We start from the raw sequence: 18,632 nt of genomic DNA, 5'->3' as shown, positions 1-18,632 counted from the left end.
ACCAGCAACGACGAACGCACGGCCGCCCTGGCAGACTTCCTGCACACCTACAACCACCACCGCTGCCACACCGCACTCGGCGGCCAGCCACCGATCAGCCGTGTGAACAACCCTGCGGGTCAATACAGCTAGGGCGTGTCCGCAAAGCCGCGTCGTTCGCCCGCAGGGCGGGCGCCGCGACACGGGCGGGACTGTGCGGACACGCCCTAGGACTGCTCGGTCCTGCCGGGGTCGCGGGGCCGGACGGACCGCCCGGCCCGTCCGTTTCCGGCGGGGCCTCGGGACCGGTGAGGCAACCGGACCTCCCCGGACGGCGTCCGCACGGCCGGACCGTCAGGATCGCGGCACGGGGAGGGACGGGGCATGCGTGCATCCGTGCGGGCACGGAGGCGGGCCGGGCTCACGGCCGCGGCGGCCGTCCTGGGCCCGGCCGCCGTGTCCTGCGACAGCGGCTCGGCGCCGGATCCGGGGCCGCCCGCGTCCCCCTCCGGTTCCGGGCTCGGCTCGGCGACGGCCTACGACGCGGGACGGCGGGCCGGCCGGCGGCTCTTCGAGGCGGGCGGCAAGGGCGCCGCGGTCCGCGAGGTGGTGCGGGGAGGGTGCGTCCGCCGCTCCCTGACGGCCCGGCCGCGCGCCGTGGTGGAGCGGGACCGCGGCGCCTGGGTGCTTGGGCTGCAAGCAGGTCGCGGGCGCCGGAGGGAGCGCCGCCCTCCGGTCCGCCCGGTGACGCGCCGCGAACCCGGCCGGGACCTCGCGGCCCGGTTCCGCAGCTGGGCCTGTGCCAACGGTGCGGAAGGGTCCGCCCGGCAGGCGGGTGGCGTGGTCCTCGTCCACCTCGGCGACCGTGACTACGACGTCGAGCTCACCACGACCCTCACCGGCAGGACCCCCGCTGCCGAGGTGCGGCGGCCTGCCGACGCCTTCGCGGCCTGGTGGGACGGCGACGACGGCGACGGCTCCATCGCGTGGGACCTGATCCTCCTGACCACCGCCGGGCGCCGCCTCGCCATCCGGGAGCTGTGACGACGGGACCGGCACCGGGTCCCGCGCGTGCCGGTCGCGGCCGTCGTCCGTCGGTGCGCGTGGGCGGACGCCGGATCAGCGGGCGGCGGGTGCCTGGCCGGTCGGCGTCTCCCGGAGGGCGCGGCGGCACAGGGCGTCCGCGCGGCGGGTCGTCTCCGGGAGGCGGTACGCGGGGGTGAGGGCGAGCGTGTGGGCGCAGGCGGTGTCGAGGTCCACCCGGTGGCCGACGGAGACGAAGACCGGCTTGACGCCGTCCCGGGTGCGCAGTGCGCGGCCGACCTCCTCGGTGCCCGCCAGCAGCGGCGACGAACTCCCCCGCCGGGCGCCGGGGTCGGCGTGGGTGAAGGTGAAGGGGTTCTTGGCGACCCCGATCGCCGGCAGGCCGGTCAGCACGCCCAGATGGCAGGCGAGGCCGAAACGGCGCGGGTGGGCCAGACCGTAGCCGTCGCAGACCACCAGGCCCGGCGGGCAGGGCAGGGCCTCCAGTGCGGCCAGCACGGCGGGGATCTCGCGGAAGGCGAGCAGCCCGGGCACGTACGGGAAGGAGACGTGCCCGACGGCGGTGGCCTCGGCGACCACCTCCAGGGTCGACGCGTCCAGCACGACGGCCGCCGCGGCGACGACGTCCCGCTCGTCGTCGTAGGCGACGTCGACACCCGTGACGTGCCCCGTGCCGGGCGGCGGACCCGGCTCGTCCAGCACCACGCGCTCGCGCAGTGCGTCCTGGACGGCCCGGGCCTCTTCCTCGGTCGCGGGCCGGCCCGCGGGCGTGCGTACGGTCGTCATGGTGCCGACGAGCCTACGGCCCCGGCGACCGCCCCGTCTCCCCAGGGACGCGGGCCGCCGCACGGAGGCGGGCCCGCGTCCCTGGGGACAGCGGGCCCGCCCGGAGTGCGGCCGTCGGGTCAGCCCTTGGCCAGCGCCCGCTGGAGCTGCTGCTTGTTCATGTCCGAGCGGCCGTGGATGTTGCGCCGCCTGGCCTCCGCGTAGAGCTGGTCGTAGGTGGGGCCCTGTGCGCCGCGGCCGGTGGCCGACCGCTGCCCGCCCCGCCGTGCCGGGGACATGTCCTGCAGCGAGGTGCGCGAGGCCGTCCGGGACTCACCGGCGCGGACGCGCTCCTTGTTCACCGTGCGCGCGGCGATCTCCTTGGCGCGTCCGGTGCTCACTCCCCGGCCCTGCTCGCTCTTCTTGATGTGCTCGTACTGGCGCTCCCGACGGGAACTGGAACCGCGTGGCATGCCGTTCACTTCCTCTCTGTGCAAGGAACGGATAACCGCAGTCTCGTCGGGTTCCCCACGATCGGGCGATTCTCAGTGCTCCAGTCGAGCGACCCGCCCCTTCTCACCGGCCGCCCAGCAGCCCCGGTCCGGCGCGCAGTCGACGGTGTCGTACGAGCCGGTGTCGACGGTCCGCCAGGTGCGGCCGCCGTCCGCGGTGAGGTCGGTCCCGGTCGGCCCGACGGCGAGGGCGGCGGCGCGGGTGTGCGGGAGCCAGGCGACGCCGGAGCGGTAGGCGGGCGGAGGCGTGGCGGCGGGCCGCCAGCTCCGGCCGCCGTCGGCGGTGCCGGCGGCCGCGCGCGGGGACGCCTGGTCGGCACGGTAGTCGCCGCCGACCGCGAGTCCGTCCGCACGGTCGCGGAAGGCGAGCGCGAAGACGCCCTTGGCGGGATCACCCGCCGGGAGGGGTGTGTCGGCGGCCCTCCAGGTGTGTCCCCGGTCCGCGGAGTGCAGCACGCGCGCGCGTGCCGCCCCGCCGGTGGCCAGCCAGACGTCCCGCGGCCCGGAGGTCACCAGGCACTGGCCGCTCGCGGCGAAGCCCGCCTCGCCGGCCAGGGCGGCGGGCATCCCGACCGCCGGGAGCACCCGCCAGGTCCGCCCGCCGTCGCCGGTCGACAGGATGCGGAACGCGCCGTCCACCGGGTCGCTCACGGCGAGGCCGTGCCGCCGGTCGAAGAAGCCCAGGCAGTCGTAGAAGGCCCGCGCGTCGGTGTTGCGGAAGGTCTCCGTCCAGGTCGCTCCGCCGTCGTCGGTGCGGTAGATCCGGGACGCCTCGCCCTCGCCGATGGCCAGGACCACGGCCCGGCGCGCGTCGAACGCCTCCACGTCCCGGAACTCCAGGTCCGCGGCGCCCGGCGGCGAGACGTCGCGCCAGTGCGCGCCGCCGTCGGTGGTGCGCAGCACGGTGCCGCCGGTGCCGGCCACCCAGGCGGTGTCGCGGCTCACGGCCGCCAGTCCGCGGAAGCGGACACCGGGCGCGCCGGTGTCCGTGAGCCGCCAGTGCGGCGCCGGCCGCGGGTGCGGCCGCTCCGGCGCGCGTGCCTGCGCGGGGACGGCCGCCGCGGCGGCGAGCAGCGCCCCCGCCCCGAGGACCGCGGCCACCCTCCGGCCCGTCCGCTTCGCCGTCGCCGTCCGTCGTCCCGTCCGTCGCGTGCTCCCCAAGCGCCTCATGGCGGGCGAAGCTAACCCACTCCCCGGGCGCCGTCCAGATGGCAGGGGCACCCAACTCCCCTGCGCCGTACGGCGTTCGGGGCGACCCGCGCCGTCGGCCCGCCGTGCGCGGCGGCCGGAACGCACCGTTCCGCGGCGAGCCCGCGGAGGGGCGCCCGAGGGGAGGGCCGGCTGCGGACCGCGGCGGTGACCGAGGTCACTCCGCCCCCCTGTGCACGCACGGGCTGATTCCGTCGTCTCTTCCTGTACCCGGCCTCATCCGCCCGGACGTCCGTCCAGCCGTCACAAGGGAGCAAGGCGTTGCCCACCGTCATCGAGCAGCCCGTGGAGGCGCGCCTGGTCGCCGCCGCGCCCCGGATGTCCAGCATCCCCGCCGTGCTCCACTACGACCGCCGCGACCCGTTCGCCGTCCGCATGACCTTCCCCGCCCCGGCCACCCTCGAGGGCGTCGACGTCTGCTGGACCTTCGCCCGCGACCTGCTCACGGACGGACTGCAGGACGCCCACGGCAACGGCGACGTGCGGGTGCGGCCCTACGGCTACGACCGGACCGTGATGGAGTTCCACGCGCCCGAGGGCACCGCCGTGGTGCATGTCCGCAGCGGCGAGATCCGGCGCTTCCTGGAGGCGACCAACGAGCTGGTGCCGGTCGGCCTGGAGCACCTCCAGCTCGACCTGGACCACGACCTCGCCGAACTGATGCGCGACGCCTGACGGCCCGGCGGGCCGGGCGGCAGGCGCCGCGGCGGCCCGGGCGGCCGGTACCCCCGGGTATCCCACCGGGCGAGACCGCCGGGATACCCGAAGGCGCCCGCCCGCAGGTACGGCTCCCAGGGCGCGTCATTCCGCCGGGCGGGCACGGGACCAGTCCGGCGCCCCAGGCCCTCCGTGCGGGACCGGGCCGACCTCACGTGCCCCGTGCGGGACCGGGCCGACGTCAGGCGCCGGCTGCCGAACTGGAACCAGGTCGGCGGTCACACGCCCGCCATGCATGACGGGGCCGGCGTCGCATGACCCCCGCGCGGAACCGGGCCCGCGTCACGTGCCCGCCGGGGCGGAGGCCGACGCCGCCGCCGCGGCCATCGCCATGCGGACCTCGCGCACGACCCGGCGCAGTGCGGGGGCGGCGGCCCCGCTGCGCTCGGTCAGCGCCTCGATCCGCTCCTTGTGGCGGCGCCGCTCCCGGCCCGGCACCAGCGTGCGGAGCCCGGCCGCGGCGGCCAGGGCGACGACCGCCGCGTCCCGGTCGGAGACCTCGGCCACCGGCAGCGGCCCCTGCAGCACCCGGCGCGCCTCCTCCCGCAGCGCGTCGACCACCGCGGCCCGCTCCGGCCGGTACTCCACCGAGGGGAACACGCCGAGCACCCGCCGGCGCTCCGCCCGCAGGAACCCCTCGGCGGCCAGCTGCTCCCGTACCGCGACGAGGGTGGAGCGGGCGCGCAGGGTGACCCAGGTCTTCCAGCGGCGGGGCCGCGACTCGCGGACGAGGTCGAGGAGGCCGTCGAGCACCGCGTCCCCGGTGCGGGCGTCGAGATCGACCGGCGTCGCGACACCGTCGTCGTCGACCAGCAGACCGCGCTGGGCCAGCTCGGTGAGGGCGCCGGCCCGCACCAGGTGGTGCAGGTGGGCGGTGCCGGTCACCCGCATCCGCCCGGTGTCCCAGGCCAGCAGGTAGAGCCGGGCGGGCAGCGAGAGAGAGCCGTCGGGCACGGGTCCTCCTTGGTGGGGCGGGCCGGGCCACGGTAATTCCGTTGACCGCCGCCGGGGCCCCTCGTACGGTGTGAGCGGTTCTGTTGCCGTCGATGGGAGAAGGACGTTGCTCGTCTGAGGCCCCGAGACACCGCGTCACGCCCGTCGGGTGTGCGTCGTGTTCGACCTCGGCGTTCGAGCCGTCCTCCCGGAAGTCCGGCCCAGGGCCCTTCTTGTGCCCCCGGTGCCGTCTCCTACACGGTCTCCCGCCCCGCGGTGTCTCGACACGCGTTGTGCCCCCACCCACCGCACCGAGCGACCGCGAGGCCCCATGTCCATGTCCTTCTCGTCCTCCACCTCCTTCACCTGCACCTCCCTCTCCTACACCTGGCCCGACGGCACCACCGTGCTGGACGGCCTGGACGCCGCCTTCGGCCCGGGCCGGACCGGTCTCGTCGGCGTCAACGGCTCCGGCAAGTCGACCCTGCTGAAGCTGATCGCGGGCGAGCTCGCCCCCACCGGCGGCACGATCCGTGTCACCGGCGAGGTGGGGTACCTGCCGCAGAACGTCACCCTCGACACCGCGCTCCGTGTCGACCAGGCCCTCGGCATCGCCGCGCAGCGGGCCGCGCTGCACGCCATCGAGGCGGGCGACCCGGCCGAGGGGCACTTCGAGGCCGTCGGCGAGGACTGGGACGTCGAGGAGCGCGCCCTCGCGGCCCTCGGCGAGCTCGGGCTCGGCCACATCGGCCTGGACCGCACGGTCGGCGAGGTGTCCGGCGGCGAGTCCGTGCTGCTGCGGCTCGCCGCACTGCTGCTGCGCCGGCCGGACATCCTGCTGCTCGACGAACCGACCAACGACCTCGACCTGTACGCACGGCGGCGCCTGTACGCGGCCGTCTCGTCCTGGCCGGGCGTGCTGGTCGTGGTCAGCCACGACCGGGAACTCCTCGAGCTGGTCGACCGGATCGCCGACCTGCGCGGCGGCGGGATCTCCTGGTACGGCGGGAACTTCTCGGCCTACCAGGAGGCCCTGGACGCCGAGCAGGAGGCCGCCGAGCGCATGGTGCGCGTCGCCGGGGCCGATCTGCGCCGGCAGCGGCGCGAACTGGCCGACGCCCAGGTCAAACTGGCCCGCCGCAAGCGGTACGGCCAGAGGATGTGGGACAGCAAGCGCGAACCGAAGATCGTCATGGGGGCGCGCAAGCGGGCCGCGCAGGAGTCCGCGGGCAAGCACCGCATCCTGCACGAGGAACGGCTGGCCGAGGCCAGGGAGCGGCTCGACGAGGCGGTGGAGGCGGTCCGGGACGACGACGAGATCCGGATCGACCTGCCGTACACCGCCGTACCGCCGGGCCGCGCCGTCCTGACCCTCGCCCGCCTGGAGCTGGCGTACGGGGCACGCGTCGGCGGCCGCCTCGATCTGCACGGGCCCGAGCGGGTGGCGCTGGTCGGGCGGAACGGGGCGGGCAAGACGACCCTGCTGCGCACCGTCGCGGGTGAACTGGCGCCGGTGGCGGGCGAGGCGGTCGCGCACGTCCCGCTGCGGTTCCTGCCGCAGCGGCTCGACGTCCTGGACGACACGCTGACCGTCGCGGAGAACGTGGCCCGGTTCGCGCCGGGCGCCACCCGCAACCGGATCCGGGCGCGGCTGGCCCGCTTCCTGTTCCGCGGCGCGCGGGCCGACCAGCAGGCGGCGACGCTGTCCGGGGGCGAGCGCTTCCGGGCCGCGCTGGCCGCGCTGATGCTGGCCGAGCCCGCCCCGCAACTGCTCCTGCTGGACGAGCCGACGAACAATCTCGACATGGCCAGCGTGCGCCGGCTGACCACGGCCCTGGAGTCGTACGAGGGGGCGCTGGTCGTCGCCAGTCACGACCTGCCGTTCCTCCGGTCCCTCGGCATCACGCGCTGGCTGCTGCTGGAGGGAGGGGAGTTGACGCCGACCACGCCCGAGGAGCTGGCCGACCTCGCGTAGGCCGGGCGGCGCCCGGGCCGGTCCCTGCGGGGTCCGGGCCGGGCCCCCGCAGGGTGGTCGCGCGGCCCGCAGGGTTTTGCCTGCACCGGCAGTTGACGCATGATGGCGGACCGGAGCCGCACCATCCGGCCCGCACCGCCGTTTGCCGATTCGGAGACCCGTCGTGCCCAGCCAGAAGGCCCTCGTCCGCCGCCCCAGCCCGCGTCTCGCCGAGGGCCTGGTGACCCACGTCGAGCGGGAGAAGGTGGACGTCGAACTCGCCCGGCGGCAGTGGGAGGAGTACGTCGAGGCGCTGCGTACCAACGGCTGGGAGACGGTCGAGGTGGATCCCGCCGACGACTGCCCGGACTCGGTGTTCGTCGAGGACACCGTCGTCATGTACAAGAACGTCGCGCTGATCACCCGGCCCGGCGCCCCGGTCCGGCGCGAGGAGACCTTCGGCGTCGAGGAGGCGGTGGCCCGCCTGGGCTGCTCGGTCAACTGGATCTGGGATCCGGGCACCCTCGACGGCGGCGACGTGCTGAAGGTCGGCGACACGATCTACGTCGGCCGGGGCGGGCGCACCAACGCGGCCGGGGTGCAGCAGCTGCGCGCCGCCTTCGAGCCGATCGGGGCGCGGGTCGTCGCCGTCCCGGTGCACAAGGTGCTGCATCTGAAGTCGGCGGTGACGGCGCTGCCCGACGGGACCGTGGTCGGCCACATCCCGAAGGTGGACACCCCGTCGCTGTACGCGCGGTTCCTGCCGGTGCCCGAGGAGGCCGGCGGGCACGTGGTGCTGCTCGGTGGCAACCGGCTGCTGATCGCGGCGAGCGCGCCGAAGACGGCGGAGCTGCTCGGCGATCTCGGCTTCGAGCCGGTGGTGGTGGACATCAGCGAGTTCGAGAAGCTCGAGGGATGTGTGACGTGCCTCTCGGTCAGGATGCGCGACCTGTACGCCTGACCGGATGGGCACGCCCCCCGTTCGGCCCCGGGACCTGCGGTCCCGGGGCCGTCGTGCGCCCTGGTCAACTGCCCGGCGGGACGGTCTGATCAGCAATCTTTACAGCGAACTTAATCTACGGCTTCGTAACCTACGGCTTCGTAGCCTACGATCCCGTAGGTTCCGGCACCCGCTCGCCGGTCCGGTCCGCCCGCACCCCGTCCCCCTGGAGTTCCCGTGACGATCACCTCCCCCCACCTCGGCAGCCCGTCCAACGCGTGGACCGACGCGCGACTGCTGTACGCGCTGGAGGAGGTCGTGGAGCGGGAGCTCGACCGGCACCTGAAGGTCGCCAAGGACTGGATGCCGCACGAGTACGTGCCCTGGAGCGACGGCCGCAACTTCCCGGGCCTGTTCGAGGACGGCGAGGCCTGGGACAAGGAGCAGTCCAAGGTCACCGACATCGGCCGCACGGCCCTGGTGGTGAACCTGCTCACCGAGGACAACCTGCCGAGCTACCACCACGAGATCGCCTCGCTCTTCGGCCGGGACGGCGCGTGGGGCACGTGGGTGCACCGCTGGACGGCGGAGGAGGGCCGGCACGGCATCGTGATGCGGGACTACCTGCTCGCCTCGCGCGCGGTCGACCCGGACCAGCTGGAGCGGTTCCGCATGGCGCACATGAGCGAGGGTTTCGAGTCGGACAACCGGCACTCGATGCTGCACTCGATCGCGTACGTCGCCTTCCAGGAGCTCGCCACCCGCATCTCGCACCGCAACACCGGCCACCAGTCCGGCGATCCGGTCTGCGACCGCATGCTGGCGCGCATCGCGACCGACGAGAACCTGCACATGGTCTTCTACCGCAACCTGCTCAAGTCGGCCTTCGAGCTCGCCCCCGACCTCACCATGCAGGCGGTGCGGGACGTGGTCGTGAACTTCCGCATGCCCGGCCACGGCATCCCGGGCTTCGAGCGGGCGGCGGCGCAAATGGCCATCGGCGAGGTCTACAACATGCGCATCCACCACGACGACGTGCTGGAGCCGGTGCTGCGCTTCCTGAAGATCATGGAGATCGACGGGCTCGGCCCGGAGGGGCTGCAGGCGCAGGAGGAGCTGGGCGTGTTCATGGGCGGCCTGGACGCGGAGGCGCTGAAATTCGACGAGCGTCTCGCGGCCCGCAAGGCGCGGATGGCGGCCCGGGCGGCCGGCTGAACACACGGGCCGCCCGGCACCGCGCCCCGCGGTGCGCGGTGCGCGGCCGGGCCGACGGTGCGGCCGGACGGCCCGGTGCTGTGGCCGGAAAGGTCGACCGGCTCGCGACGCCCGGCACGGCACCTCGCCGCGTCGTCGCCTCACCCGGGTACATCCCGTACGCGGGCGACGCTCCGCCGTGCGATGCTCCCCCGCAGCCTGAACGGCGTGGGAGGTGCCCCCGGCACCGGACGCCGCGAGCATCCCGGCACACCCCTCCGGCCACAGCCTTAGGCGGCGCGGCGCAGTGCCAGGCGTTCCTTCTCGGACAGGCCGCCCCAGACGCCGAAGCGCTCGTCGTTCTCGAGTGCGTACTCCAGGCAGGCCGGGCGCATCTCGCACATGCCGCAGATGCGCTTGGCCTCCCGCACCGAGCTGCCCGGCTCGGGAAAGAAGAAGTCCGCCCCGGTCTGTGCGCACAGGGCCTGGGCCTGCCAGGCGGGGGCGGCCGGTGTGATCGTCTCGGTGTGCATGGGGGAGAGCCTGCCGGGGCGCGAAAAACGATCGATCAACGACCGGTCAATGACCGGTCAACGCGGCGTCCCGCCCGCCCCGGCCCGCCCGGGACGGGCCCGCGTACGCCTCGAGCGCGCCCCCCGGCAGGTCCTGCCGGGACCGGGAGGGGCCCGGGCAGGCTCGATGATCGTCGCACCGGCACCCGCTGCGCACGGCGGCGCGCGGGGGCGGAGCGGATCGTCCGGCGCCGTACCCCCCCCCGGCCGCCCGTGCTCCGGCAGCGATTGTCAGTGGGCGGTGCCAGACTCGGCAGAGCAGACCACGGGACCCTTCGAAGGAGGGCACGGATGCTCACCACCCGTTTCGTCGACGGAGCGCCGAACTGGATCGACGTCGGCTCGTCCGACATCGACGGCGCCCGCGCCTTCTACGGCGGCCTGTTCGGCTGGGACTTCCAGTCGGCCGGGCCCGAGGCAGGCGGCTACGGCTTCTTCCAGCTCGCCGGCAGCACGGTGGCCGGGGGCATGCAGACCGGCCCGGAGCAGGGTCCGCCGTCCTGGACGGTCTACTTCCAGAGTGCTGACGCGGACGCCACGGCCAAGACCGCCGAGCAGGCGCGCGGGCAGGTGCTGGTGCCGCCGATGGACGTGATGGGACAGGGCCACATGGCGGTGCTGTCGGACCGGGCGGGCGTCCCCTTCGGTCTCTGGCAGCCGGGGCTGACGAAGGGCGTGGACAAAGCGGGCGACCCCGGCTCGCTGTGCTGGGTGGAGCTGTACACCCCCGACATCGCCGCGGCCGCGGCCTTCTACCACAAGGTGCTCGGCCTGGAGACCTCCGCGGTGTCCTTCCCCGGCGGCACCTACACCTGCGTCAACCCCGCCGAGGGCGGGGAGAGCGCGATGTTCGGCGGCATCGTCCCGCTCGGCGACGACCCCGTCGAGGCCGAGGCCGGCGCGTACTGGCTGCCGTACTTCGAGGTCGCGGACACGGACGCGACCGTCGCCCGGGCCCTGGAGCTCGGCGGCACGGTCCGGATGCCTCCCCGGGACGTCGAGGGGGTCGGCCGCATGGCCCGCCTCGCCGACCCCGACGGCGCCCGCTTCGCGGTGATCAGGAGCGCGTCGCAGCAGATGTGACCCCCCGACGGCCGGCACGGGGTCCGGCGCGCCTCGCGGGGCGGACCCCGTGCCCGGCCCGCTCCGCGCGAGGATGCTCAGGCGGAGGCGCGCCGGACCAGGGTGGTCGGCAGGACGATGCCGGACGGGCCGTCGGGGCCGTCCGGGGCGTCCTGGCCGCCGGTGCGCGGCCCGGGGCCGCGACGGTCGAGGCCGCGCAGGAGGAGGCGGGCCATCAGGCGGCCCATCTCCTCGATGTCCTGGCGGACCGTCGTCAGCGGCGGCTCGGTCTGCTCGGCCACCGGCAGCATGTCGTCGAAGCCGGCCACGGCCACGTCCTCGGGGACCCGGAGCCCGCGCTCGCGCAGGACCCGCAGGGCCCCCGAGGCGGTGAGGTCGTTGGCCGCGAACACGGCGTCCAGGTCGGGGCAGCGGTCGAGGAGTTCGCGCATGGCGCGCTCGCCGCCGGCGTGGGTGAAGTCGCTCTCGGCGACCAGCCGCGGATCGGCGTCGGCCATGACGTCCCGGTAGCCGTCGAGCCGGTCCGCCGCCGACGTCTGGTCGAGGGGTCCGGATATGTGCGCGACGCGGGTGCGGCCGAGGCCGACGAGATGCCGTACGGCCTCCCGGGCGCCGCCGCGGTTGTCGCTGTCGACGTACACGATCCCGTCCGCGTCGTCGCTCCAGCCGGGCCGTCCGCCGAACACGGTGGGCACGCCGGCCCGCCGGATCAGGCCCGGCAGCGGGTCGTCCAGGTGGAGCGAGAAGACGAGCGCGCCGTCGACGTGGCCGCCGGCGAGGTAGCGGCCGACCCGGGTGTGGTCGCCCCGGCCCTCGGTGAGCAGCAGCACCAGCTGGGAGTCGTGGGCGGTGAGCTCCTGGCTGATACCGCGCAGCTGGAGCGCGAAGAAGGGGTCAGCGAAGACCCGCGCCTCCGGTTCGGCGATGACGACGGCGACCGCGTCGTGACGCCTGGTCACCAGGGAGCGGGCCGCCTGGTTGGGCACGTACCCGAGTTCCTCGACGGCCTGGCGGACCCGCTCGGCCAGGGGCTCGCGCACCCCGTCCGAGCCGTTGACCACACGGGACACGGTGGCCCGGGACACTCCCGCACGCGCGGCCACGGCCTCCAGGGTGGGGCGGGACGCTGTGTCGCTCACTTCGGGACTCCTCACCGGCGGTTGCCGATCAGGATATCCCCGGCACAGGCAGGGGCCGTACGGGTGATCAGCCGTCAGGTCCGGCGGAAAGTGCGGTTCCGCGCTGCCGGGTGGCGGCTCGGCGAGGGAGAGGGCCGGGAGAACGGGAGCGGCCGTGCCGGGGGCCGCACGGGCTCACTCGGGCGGTGCGGGGGACGTGCGCTTGGCGCGGCTGGGCTGGACGCGCTTCGGCTCGCCGGGCATCTTCGGGTACTCCGGCGGGTAGGGCAGGTCGCCGAGTCCGTGGTCGTGCTCGTCCTTCGCGGCCAGGTCCAGGAGTGCCTCCAGGGAGTGGGCCGAGGCGTCCATGTCGGCGTGCACGTCGCCGAGTTCGGCGAAGCGGGCCGGCATCGTCGCCAGGTCGAAGTCCTGGGGGTGCACGTCGCCGGTCTCCTCCCAGCGCAAGGGCGCGGAGACCGGGGCGTGCGGCAGGGGACGCACGGAGTAGGCGGAGGCGATGGTGCGGTCGCGGGCGGTCTGGTTGTAGTCGAGGAAGATGCGGCGGCCGCGCTCCTCCTTCCACCACTTGATCGTGACCTGCTCCGGCATGCGCCGCTCCATCTCCCGCCCCACCGCGATGGCCGCCCGCCGCACCTGGGTGAAGGTCCAGCGGGGCTCGATCGGCACGAAGACGTGCAGCCCCCGGCCGCCGGAGGTCTTCGGCCAGCCGCGCAGGCCGCCGAACTCGTCGAGGACACCGCGCAGTTCGTGGGCGGCGCGGACGGCGTCCGCGAAGTCGGTGCCGGGCTGCGGGTCGAGGTCGATGCGCAGCTCGTCGGGGTGCTCGACGTCGTCGCGGCGCACCGGCCAGGGGTGGAAGGTGACCGTGCCGTACTGCGCGGCCCACACCACGGCCGCCTCCTCGGTGGGGCACATCTCGTCGGCGCTGCGGCCGCTGGGGAAGGTGATGTGCGCGGTCGGGATCCAGTCGGGCATGCCCTTGGGCGCGCGCTTCTGGTAGAACCACTCCCCCTCCACCCCGTCGGGATAGCGCTGGAGGGTGGTGGGGCGGTCGCGCAGGGCGCGCAGGATGCCGGGGGCCACGGCCGCGTAGTACCGGGCGACGTCCAGCTTGGTGAAGCCGCGCTCGGGGAAGAAGACCTTGTCGGGGCTGGACAGCCGCACGGTCCGGCCGCCCACGTCGAGTTCCACCGCATCGCCCATGCGAGCCACGGTAGGCGCGACCCGCCCGGCGCGCACACCGGGCGGAGGTGGCCGCCCGCGCGCACAATCGGAGCATGGATCTGCCGGTGATGCCGCCCCTGAAACCGATGCTCGCCAAGTCGGTGGCGGCGATCCCGCCGGGCATGCAGTACGAGGCGAAGTGGGACGGGTTCCGGGCGATCGTGTTCCGCGACGGGGACGAGGTCGAGCTGGGCAGCCGTACGGGAAAGCCGCTGACCAGGTATTTCCCGGAGCTGGTGGCGGCGCTGAAGGAGCGGCTGCCCGGGCGCTGCGTGCTGGACGGGGAGATCGTGGTCGCGCGGGAGGGGCGGCTGGACTTCGATGCGCTGAGCGAGCGTATCCACCCGGCCGAGTCCCGGGTGCGCACGCTGGCCGAGCGCACGCCGTCGTCGTTCGTCGCCTTCGACCTGCTGGCCCTGGACGGCGAGTCGCTGCTCGACGTCCCGCTGTCCGACCGCCGGGCGCTGCTGGAGCGGGCGCTGGCGGGGACGACGGCTCCGGTGCATGTGGCGCCGGCGACCACCGATGTGGAGGTGGCCCGGCGGTGGTTCGAGCAGTACGAGGGGGCGGGACTCGACGGTGTCGTCGCCAAGCCGCTCGGGCTGGCCTACCGCCCGGACGAACGGGCCATGTTCAAGATCAAGCACGAGCGCACCGCGGACGTGGTCGTCGCCGGCTACCGCCTCCACAAGAGCGGTCCCGTCGTCGGGTCCCTGCTGCTCGGGCTGTTCGACGACCGGGGTCGGCTCCAGCACGTGGGCGTGTCGGCGGCGTTCCCGATGAAGCGGCGTGCCGAGCTGGTCGAGGAGCTGGAGCCGCTGCGGATGGACGACGCCGCCGGACACCCGTGGGCGGCCTGGTCGGAGGAGGCGGCCCACGCCTCGGACCGGCTGCCGGGTGCGCCGAGCCGCTGGACGGGCAAGAAGGACCTGTCGTGGGTGCCGCTGCGGCCGGAGCGGGTGGCCGAGGTGGCGTACGACCACATGGAGAACGGGGCGCGCTTCCGGCACACGGCGCGGTTCCGCCGCTGGCGCCCGGACCGCACCGCGGAGAGCTGCACGTACGCACAGCTGGACGAGCCGGTGCGCTACGACCTGGCAGAGATCCTCGGCGGGTAGCCCCCGCCGGGCGGCACGGGGCCGGCGTGGCGGGCCGTCGGGGGCCGTCAGGGCGACGAGTGCCCCGGCGTGCCGGAGAGACGGACAACCGGAGAGACAGGCAGAAGGACGAAAGAGGGACGGGGATGCGGACGACGGACGGCGGACGGCGGGCACGCCGGCGGCGGGTGCCGGGGGCGGTCGCGCTGCTCGCCGCCGTGGCGGCGGCCGCCCTGGCCTCGGGCTGCACCGCGGGCCACGGGCGCGGCCCGGCGCATCCCTCGGCGGAGCAGAGCCGCCCCGCCGGACCGGTCCTCGCCGTCAAGATCGACAACGTGGCGCCGGCCCGTCCCCAGACCGGCCTGGACGCCGCGGACGTGGTGTACGTGGAACAGGTGGAGGGCGGGCTGAGCCGGCTGATGGCGGTGTACGCCACTCGGCTGCCGCCGGTGGTGGGTCCGGTGCGCAGCGCCCGCGCGTCCGATCTGGAGCTGCTGCGCCAGTTCCACCGTCCGGTGCTCGCCTTCTCCGGCGCGCAGAGCAGGCTGCTGCCGCTGATCGACGCGGCGCCCCTCACGGCCGCTCCCCCGGGCCGGAAGCCCGGCGCCTACTTCCGGGACGGCGGCCGGGCGGCCCCGCACAACCTCTATGTGCGCCCGCACGGGCTGCTGCCCTCCGCGCCGGGTCCCGGGGCGCTGACCACCGGCTTCCGCTACGGTCCGGCACCGGCGGGAGGCCGGAGCGGGACCACGCTGGAGGTGCGCTATCCGGCGGCCCGCTTCACCTTCACCTGGGCGCCGGACCGGCACGGCTGGCGGGTGGCGATGGACGGAACGCCCGCGGTCACGGCCGGCGGTGCGCAACTGGCGCCTGCCACCGTGGTGGTGCAGCACGTGCGGGTGCGCTCCTCGCAGCTGCACGACGTGCTGGGCAACCCCACCCCGTACACGGAGACCGTGGGCTCCGGGACGGCGGAGGTGCTGCGGGACGGCCGCGTGCACGACGTGACCTGGACCCGCGCACGGGCGCAGGACGGCACGCGGTTCGCCGCCGCCGACGGCACACCGGTGGACTTCGCGCCGGGGCAGGTCTGGGTGGTCCTCACGGACCGTCCGTGACGGGGACCGGACGCCCCGCCCGGCACCGGGACGGCCGCCGTCCTCCCGCCGCTCGCGCGGAGGGCGGGAGTCCGACGGCGGTCAACTCGGGGTGAGACCCGACTCCAGTGCCTGGCGGGCCTGGTCCACCAGGCCGTCCGCTCCGCACGAACGCGCCAGTGCCAGGCCCCGGTTGAGCTCGGCGGCGGAGCGCGCGGCGATGCCGTACTCCACCCGGGCCGCCGCGTGCTCGTACTGGCAGGGCGACGCCTCCAGGTAGGCGACGGCCTGGGCGGCGAGCCGGACCGCACGCTGCCCGGTCTCCAGGGCGGCGGCACAGCGCAGGGCCTCGCCGATGGCGGTGTCGGTGCCGAAGCGCTCGGCCTGGCGGCGGTTGTCGGCGGCGAGCCGCCCGGCGCGGGCCGGATCCTGGGCGGCGAGGGCGCGGGCGAGGTCGACCGCCCACGGCACCATCACCGGGTTGTGGTGGCCGCGCACGGCCGCCGCCTTCTCGGCGGCCTCCAGTTCGTTGACGCCGTCCTCGGTGCGGCCGACCGCGAGCAGCAGCCTGCCGCGCACGCAGCGCGGGTCGGGCATGACGATCGTGGTCGGGTACGGCGGGGCGAACCCGTACCGTTCGGCGATCTCCCAGGCCTCCTCGACGCGCCCGCGGGCGAGGAGGGTGTCGACGAGGTTGCAGGTGGCCGTCCAGTACAGCGGCAGGCCGCGGCCGACCCGCTCGGCGATCCGCAGGGACTCGCGCAGGGCGGCCTCCGCCTCGACCAGGCGGCCGCGCCTGCGGTGGCCGAGGCCGACGTAGGCGTGGGCCAGGGAGAGGTGGCCGCCGCTCCAGCCCGCGGTCTCGTAGGCGCGCAGGCCCTCGTTGAACAGGGCGTCGGCGCGGTCGAGCCGGTCGCAGTAGGCGTAGGTGCTGGCCAGCATCAGCAGGAGCTCGATCCCCCACTCGGGGTCGGTCCATCCGAGGCCCGGCGCGAGGCGGCCGTTGACGAGCGCGCGGTCGCACAGTTCGGCGACCTCCACGGCGCTCTCGCCGTGGGTCATGGCGTCGAAGCCGCGCAGGATGAGCAGCGCGCGCTCGGCGTTGTCCCTTCCGGTGCAGCCCGCGGCGAGTTCGGCGAGCCGCTCGGAGCGGCCCGGTGAACCGGCCTCGCCCGCGTGGATGCCCTCCCACATGTACTGCACGGCGTGCAACCGCAGCCGGGTGGGCCCGGGTTCGTGCCGGGCGGCCTCCGCCTCGACGGTGCGGACGGCCTCCTCCAGCTGGTCGTTGTGGAGCAGGGCCTGCGACAGGCGGCAGACGGCGTCCACCCGGGCGCCGCCGTCGAGACCGGGCATGGCGAGCGCCGTCTGGAGGTGCTCGATGGTCCTGGCGGGCGCGGTCAGGAGGGTGGCGCAGCCGAGTTCGTACAGGACGCGGGCGTGGATCTCGGGGGTCGGGGGCTCCAGCAGCGCCCGCTCCAGGCAGCGGCGGGCGGCGTCGGGTGCGCCGACGGCGGGGTGTTCCCGGGCGGCCAGGCGCAGTTGGCCGACGAGTTCCTCGTCGTCGTCCGGGTGCACCTGGAGCAGGTGGCGGGAGGCCGCCGCGGCACCGAGGCCGGAGTCGGCGACCACCTGGGCGGCGATGCCGTGCATCGCGGTGCGCAGGGCGTCCGGGATGGAGTGGTAGACGGCGGACGCGATGAGCGGGTGCACGAAGTCGAGGTCGCCGTCGGATCCGCCGCCCGCGGCCGGGTCGGGGCCGGTCAGGATGCGTGCGCCGCGCAGCAGTTCGGCGCAGCGCGCGGCGTCCTCGCGTCCCATGGTGGCGAGCCGGGCCACCAGGTCGACCGTGATGCCGGTGCCGAGGATGGCGGCGGCCCAGGCGAACCGGGTGGCGTCGATGCCGAGGTCCTCCAGGCGGGCGACGAGGCCGCCGCCGCGGGCGGAGCGGTTCAGCGCGCGCAGTTCGCCCGCGCGGGCCTCGACCGGTTCGAGTTCGCTGTCGCGGACCTTGGCTAGGAGTTCGACGGTGTCGTACGGGTTGCCGCCGGTGACGGCCCACACCTCGCGACAGAACGGGGCGTCCGCATGCGGGCCGAGGGTGGCGCGGGTGAGGCCGCAGGTGGCCTCCGGAGTCAGTGCGCTCAGGCTGCTGACGCCGGCCGCGGCGGCGACGGCGTCCAGGTGGTGGGCGCTCTCCCCGGCGACCTCGCCGGGGCGGCGGGTGACGACGACCAGTACGGAGAGGTCGCCGACGCGCTCGGCGAAGGCGGCGAGCCAGCGCAGGGTCTCCTGGTCGGCCCAGTGCGCGTCGTCGACGAGCAGCACGAGCGGCCACTCGCGCTTGGCGAGCCTGCGCACCGCGGCGACCAGGCCGTCGCACACGCCCTGCGGGTCGGCCTGCCGGTCGCCCGGGTCGGCGATGCCGAGGGCGGGGCCGGCGATGTCGTACCAGTCGCCGAGGTACTCGCGGGCCTCCTCGGGCATGAGCGACATCAGGGCGGGCTGCAGCAACTGCCGGACGACGTTGAACGGTACGGACCGCAGGGTCTCGCCGCTGCGCGCCGACCAGACGGTGCAGCCCCGCTGTTCGGCGAGGCGGCGTGTCTCGGTCAGCAGGGCGGTCTTGCCGAGCCCGGCCTCGGCCTGGATGACCATCAGGGTCCCCGTGGACGTGCGATCGGCGCACAGGGCGTCGATCGCCGCGAGGACGGAGGCGACCTCCGCGTCGCGCTCCCACAGGGAAGGCGAGGCGACCGCACCCGGCCGTACCTCTGTCATCCCGCTACCTCCCCAAGTCGCCCGAACGACGTACAGAACTCGAGAGTAGCCGCCGGAACGCCGAAGTGGAGGCCGGTCCGGGTACCTGTTGCCTCGACGGGTGAAGGACGGTACAGGGGGCGACGCGACACCCCCGTGACCTGCACGCGCGGACGATGACACTGCGTCAGCGAACGACGGAGGAAATCCGGTTGCCCGTGACCGTCCGGAACGGGGAGCCCGAACCGGTGAGGATTCCCGCCGCCCCGGCACGGCACACGTCGATCCGGCCGCACGGGGCCGTCCCCACGCCGCGAACCGGACGCGGGCCGCACCGGGCATCCGGCACCCGGCCGGGTCTCCGTCACGGGCCGGGCAAGCACCGCCGCGGACCGCGCGGATCGCCGTCTCGG

The 18,632-nt window shown here is 75.1% G+C and carries 16 protein-coding genes and 1 pseudogene; 9 read left to right on the top strand and 8 right to left on the bottom strand.

Translation table 11 applies throughout. The features are described 5' to 3' along the window. Window positions 1-132: pseudogene (locus tag P3H78_RS26615) on the top strand (integrase core domain-containing protein); the annotation flags it as partial. A 231-nt stretch (window positions 133-363) separates the two neighbouring features. Beyond that, entirely contained in the window at window positions 364-1,023 is a 660-nt protein-coding gene (locus P3H78_RS26610) for a hypothetical protein (protein ID WP_276111701.1), read from the top strand. Between the two features lie 75 nt (window positions 1,024-1,098). Here P3H78_RS26610 and P3H78_RS26605 read toward each other — a convergent pair whose 3' ends face one another. The 3 genes from P3H78_RS26605 to P3H78_RS26595 all read right to left on the bottom strand — a co-directional run bounded on the left by P3H78_RS26605 (window position 1,099) and on the right by P3H78_RS26595 (window position 3,470). Continuing rightward, complete coding sequence (locus P3H78_RS26605) at window positions 1,099-1,809, bottom strand: endonuclease V (RefSeq protein WP_276111700.1); 711 nt, start codon at window positions 1,807-1,809, stop codon at window positions 1,099-1,101. Between the two features lie 119 nt (window positions 1,810-1,928). Continuing rightward, a complete protein-coding gene (locus P3H78_RS26600) occupies window positions 1,929-2,261 on the bottom strand; it encodes a plasmid stabilization protein (RefSeq protein ID WP_276111699.1) in 333 nt (110 codons plus the stop codon). A 72-nt stretch (window positions 2,262-2,333) separates the two neighbouring features. After that, on the bottom strand, window positions 2,334-3,470 hold the full coding sequence (locus tag P3H78_RS26595; protein WP_438828046.1) for a WD40/YVTN/BNR-like repeat-containing protein: 1,137 nt from the start codon (window positions 3,468-3,470) through the stop codon (window positions 2,334-2,336). A 300-nt stretch (window positions 3,471-3,770) separates the two neighbouring features. Here P3H78_RS26595 and ssgD point away from each other — a divergent pair, with 300 nt between their 5' ends. After that, window positions 3,771-4,184: a spore wall synthesis regulator SsgD gene (gene ssgD, locus P3H78_RS26590; protein ID WP_276111697.1), complete on the top strand. Its 414-nt coding sequence runs from the start codon at window positions 3,771-3,773 to the stop codon at window positions 4,182-4,184. A 324-nt stretch (window positions 4,185-4,508) separates the two neighbouring features. Here the strand turns inward: ssgD and P3H78_RS26585 are convergent, their stop codons facing one another. Continuing rightward, the gene (locus tag P3H78_RS26585; protein WP_276111696.1) at window positions 4,509-5,180 is read right to left on the bottom strand and encodes a GOLPH3/VPS74 family protein; all 672 of its coding nucleotides are present in this window, start codon (window positions 5,178-5,180) and stop codon (window positions 4,509-4,511) included. 310 nt (window positions 5,181-5,490) lie between these two features. Between P3H78_RS26585 and P3H78_RS26580 the strand changes: the two genes are divergently transcribed. The 3 genes from P3H78_RS26580 to P3H78_RS26570 all read left to right on the top strand — a co-directional run bounded on the left by P3H78_RS26580 (window position 5,491) and on the right by P3H78_RS26570 (window position 9,268). Continuing rightward, entirely contained in the window at window positions 5,491-7,134 is a 1,644-nt protein-coding gene (locus tag P3H78_RS26580; RefSeq protein WP_276111695.1) for an ABC-F family ATP-binding cassette domain-containing protein, read from the top strand. Between the two features lie 163 nt (window positions 7,135-7,297). Further along, window positions 7,298-8,074, top strand: a complete 777-nt coding sequence (gene ddaH / locus P3H78_RS26575) for a dimethylargininase (protein WP_276111694.1) — start codon at window positions 7,298-7,300, stop codon at window positions 8,072-8,074. Between the two features lie 216 nt (window positions 8,075-8,290). Then, window positions 8,291-9,268 (top strand): acyl-ACP desaturase, encoded by a 978-nt coding sequence (locus tag P3H78_RS26570; protein ID WP_276111693.1) that lies wholly within the window; start codon window positions 8,291-8,293, stop codon window positions 9,266-9,268. Between the two features lie 269 nt (window positions 9,269-9,537). On the opposite strand, the gene P3H78_RS26565 is transcribed toward P3H78_RS26570, so the two are convergent. Beyond that, window positions 9,538-9,780 (bottom strand): WhiB family transcriptional regulator, encoded by a 243-nt coding sequence (locus P3H78_RS26565; RefSeq protein ID WP_276111692.1) that lies wholly within the window; start codon window positions 9,778-9,780, stop codon window positions 9,538-9,540. A 330-nt stretch (window positions 9,781-10,110) separates the two neighbouring features. Between P3H78_RS26565 and P3H78_RS26560 the strand changes: the two genes are divergently transcribed. After that, window positions 10,111-10,902 (top strand): VOC family protein, encoded by a 792-nt coding sequence (locus tag P3H78_RS26560; protein WP_276111691.1) that lies wholly within the window; start codon window positions 10,111-10,113, stop codon window positions 10,900-10,902. Between the two features lie 77 nt (window positions 10,903-10,979). Here P3H78_RS26560 and P3H78_RS26555 read toward each other — a convergent pair whose 3' ends face one another. After that, the gene (locus P3H78_RS26555; RefSeq protein WP_276111690.1) at window positions 10,980-12,041 is read right to left on the bottom strand and encodes a LacI family DNA-binding transcriptional regulator; all 1,062 of its coding nucleotides are present in this window, start codon (window positions 12,039-12,041) and stop codon (window positions 10,980-10,982) included. 174 nt (window positions 12,042-12,215) lie between these two features. After that, a complete protein-coding gene (ligD, locus tag P3H78_RS26550; RefSeq protein ID WP_276111689.1) occupies window positions 12,216-13,244 on the bottom strand; it encodes a non-homologous end-joining DNA ligase in 1,029 nt (342 codons plus the stop codon). 74 nt (window positions 13,245-13,318) lie between these two features. Here ligD and P3H78_RS26545 point away from each other — a divergent pair, with 74 nt between their 5' ends. Further along, window positions 13,319-14,383: an ATP-dependent DNA ligase gene (locus P3H78_RS26545; RefSeq protein WP_276111688.1), complete on the top strand. Its 1,065-nt coding sequence runs from the start codon at window positions 13,319-13,321 to the stop codon at window positions 14,381-14,383. 125 nt (window positions 14,384-14,508) lie between these two features. After that, window positions 14,509-15,480 carry a DUF3048 domain-containing protein gene (locus P3H78_RS26540; RefSeq protein ID WP_276111687.1) on the top strand — a complete coding sequence of 324 codons (972 nt, stop codon included), beginning with the start codon at window positions 14,509-14,511 and terminating at the stop codon, window positions 15,478-15,480. An 81-nt stretch (window positions 15,481-15,561) separates the two neighbouring features. On the opposite strand, the gene P3H78_RS26535 is transcribed toward P3H78_RS26540, so the two are convergent. Then, window positions 15,562-18,240 carry an ATP-binding protein gene (locus P3H78_RS26535; protein WP_276111686.1) on the bottom strand — a complete coding sequence of 893 codons (2,679 nt, stop codon included), beginning with the start codon at window positions 18,238-18,240 and terminating at the stop codon, window positions 15,562-15,564. Window positions 18,241-18,632: the final 392 nt, after the last annotated feature.

It is taken from the genome of Streptomyces tropicalis (assembly GCF_029269835.1).
Classification (GTDB): Bacteria; Actinomycetota; Actinomycetes; order Streptomycetales; family Streptomycetaceae; genus Streptomyces; species Streptomyces tropicalis.
The sequence above is the reverse complement of the archived record's forward strand: the minus strand, read 5'-3'. Positions and strand labels throughout refer to the sequence as shown.

Excerpts from the sequence above, each read along its gene's own strand:
- P3H78_RS26610 (WP_276111701.1), top strand. The coding sequence starts at position 364 with ATGCGTGCATCCGTGCGGGCACGGAGGCGGGCCGGGCTCACGGCCGCG.
- P3H78_RS26605 (WP_276111700.1), bottom strand. The coding sequence starts at position 1,809 with ATGACGACCGTACGCACGCCCGCGGGCCGGCCCGCGACCGAGGAAGAG.
- P3H78_RS26600 (WP_276111699.1), bottom strand. The coding sequence starts at position 2,261 with ATGCCACGCGGTTCCAGTTCCCGTCGGGAGCGCCAGTACGAGCACATC.
- P3H78_RS26595 (WP_438828046.1), bottom strand. The coding sequence starts at position 3,470 with ATGAGGCGCTTGGGGAGCACGCGACGGACGGGACGACGGACGGCGACG.
- P3H78_RS26580 (WP_276111695.1), top strand. The coding sequence starts at position 5,491 with ATGTCCATGTCCTTCTCGTCCTCCACCTCCTTCACCTGCACCTCCCTC.
- P3H78_RS26565 (WP_276111692.1), bottom strand. The coding sequence starts at position 9,780 with ATGCACACCGAGACGATCACACCGGCCGCCCCCGCCTGGCAGGCCCAG.
- P3H78_RS26560 (WP_276111691.1), top strand. The coding sequence starts at position 10,111 with ATGCTCACCACCCGTTTCGTCGACGGAGCGCCGAACTGGATCGACGTC.
- ligD (WP_276111689.1), bottom strand. The coding sequence starts at position 13,244 with ATGGGCGATGCGGTGGAACTCGACGTGGGCGGCCGGACCGTGCGGCTG.
- P3H78_RS26545 (WP_276111688.1), top strand. The coding sequence starts at position 13,319 with ATGGATCTGCCGGTGATGCCGCCCCTGAAACCGATGCTCGCCAAGTCG.
- P3H78_RS26540 (WP_276111687.1), top strand. The coding sequence starts at position 14,509 with ATGCGGACGACGGACGGCGGACGGCGGGCACGCCGGCGGCGGGTGCCG.
- P3H78_RS26535 (WP_276111686.1), bottom strand. The coding sequence starts at position 18,240 with ATGACAGAGGTACGGCCGGGTGCGGTCGCCTCGCCTTCCCTGTGGGAG.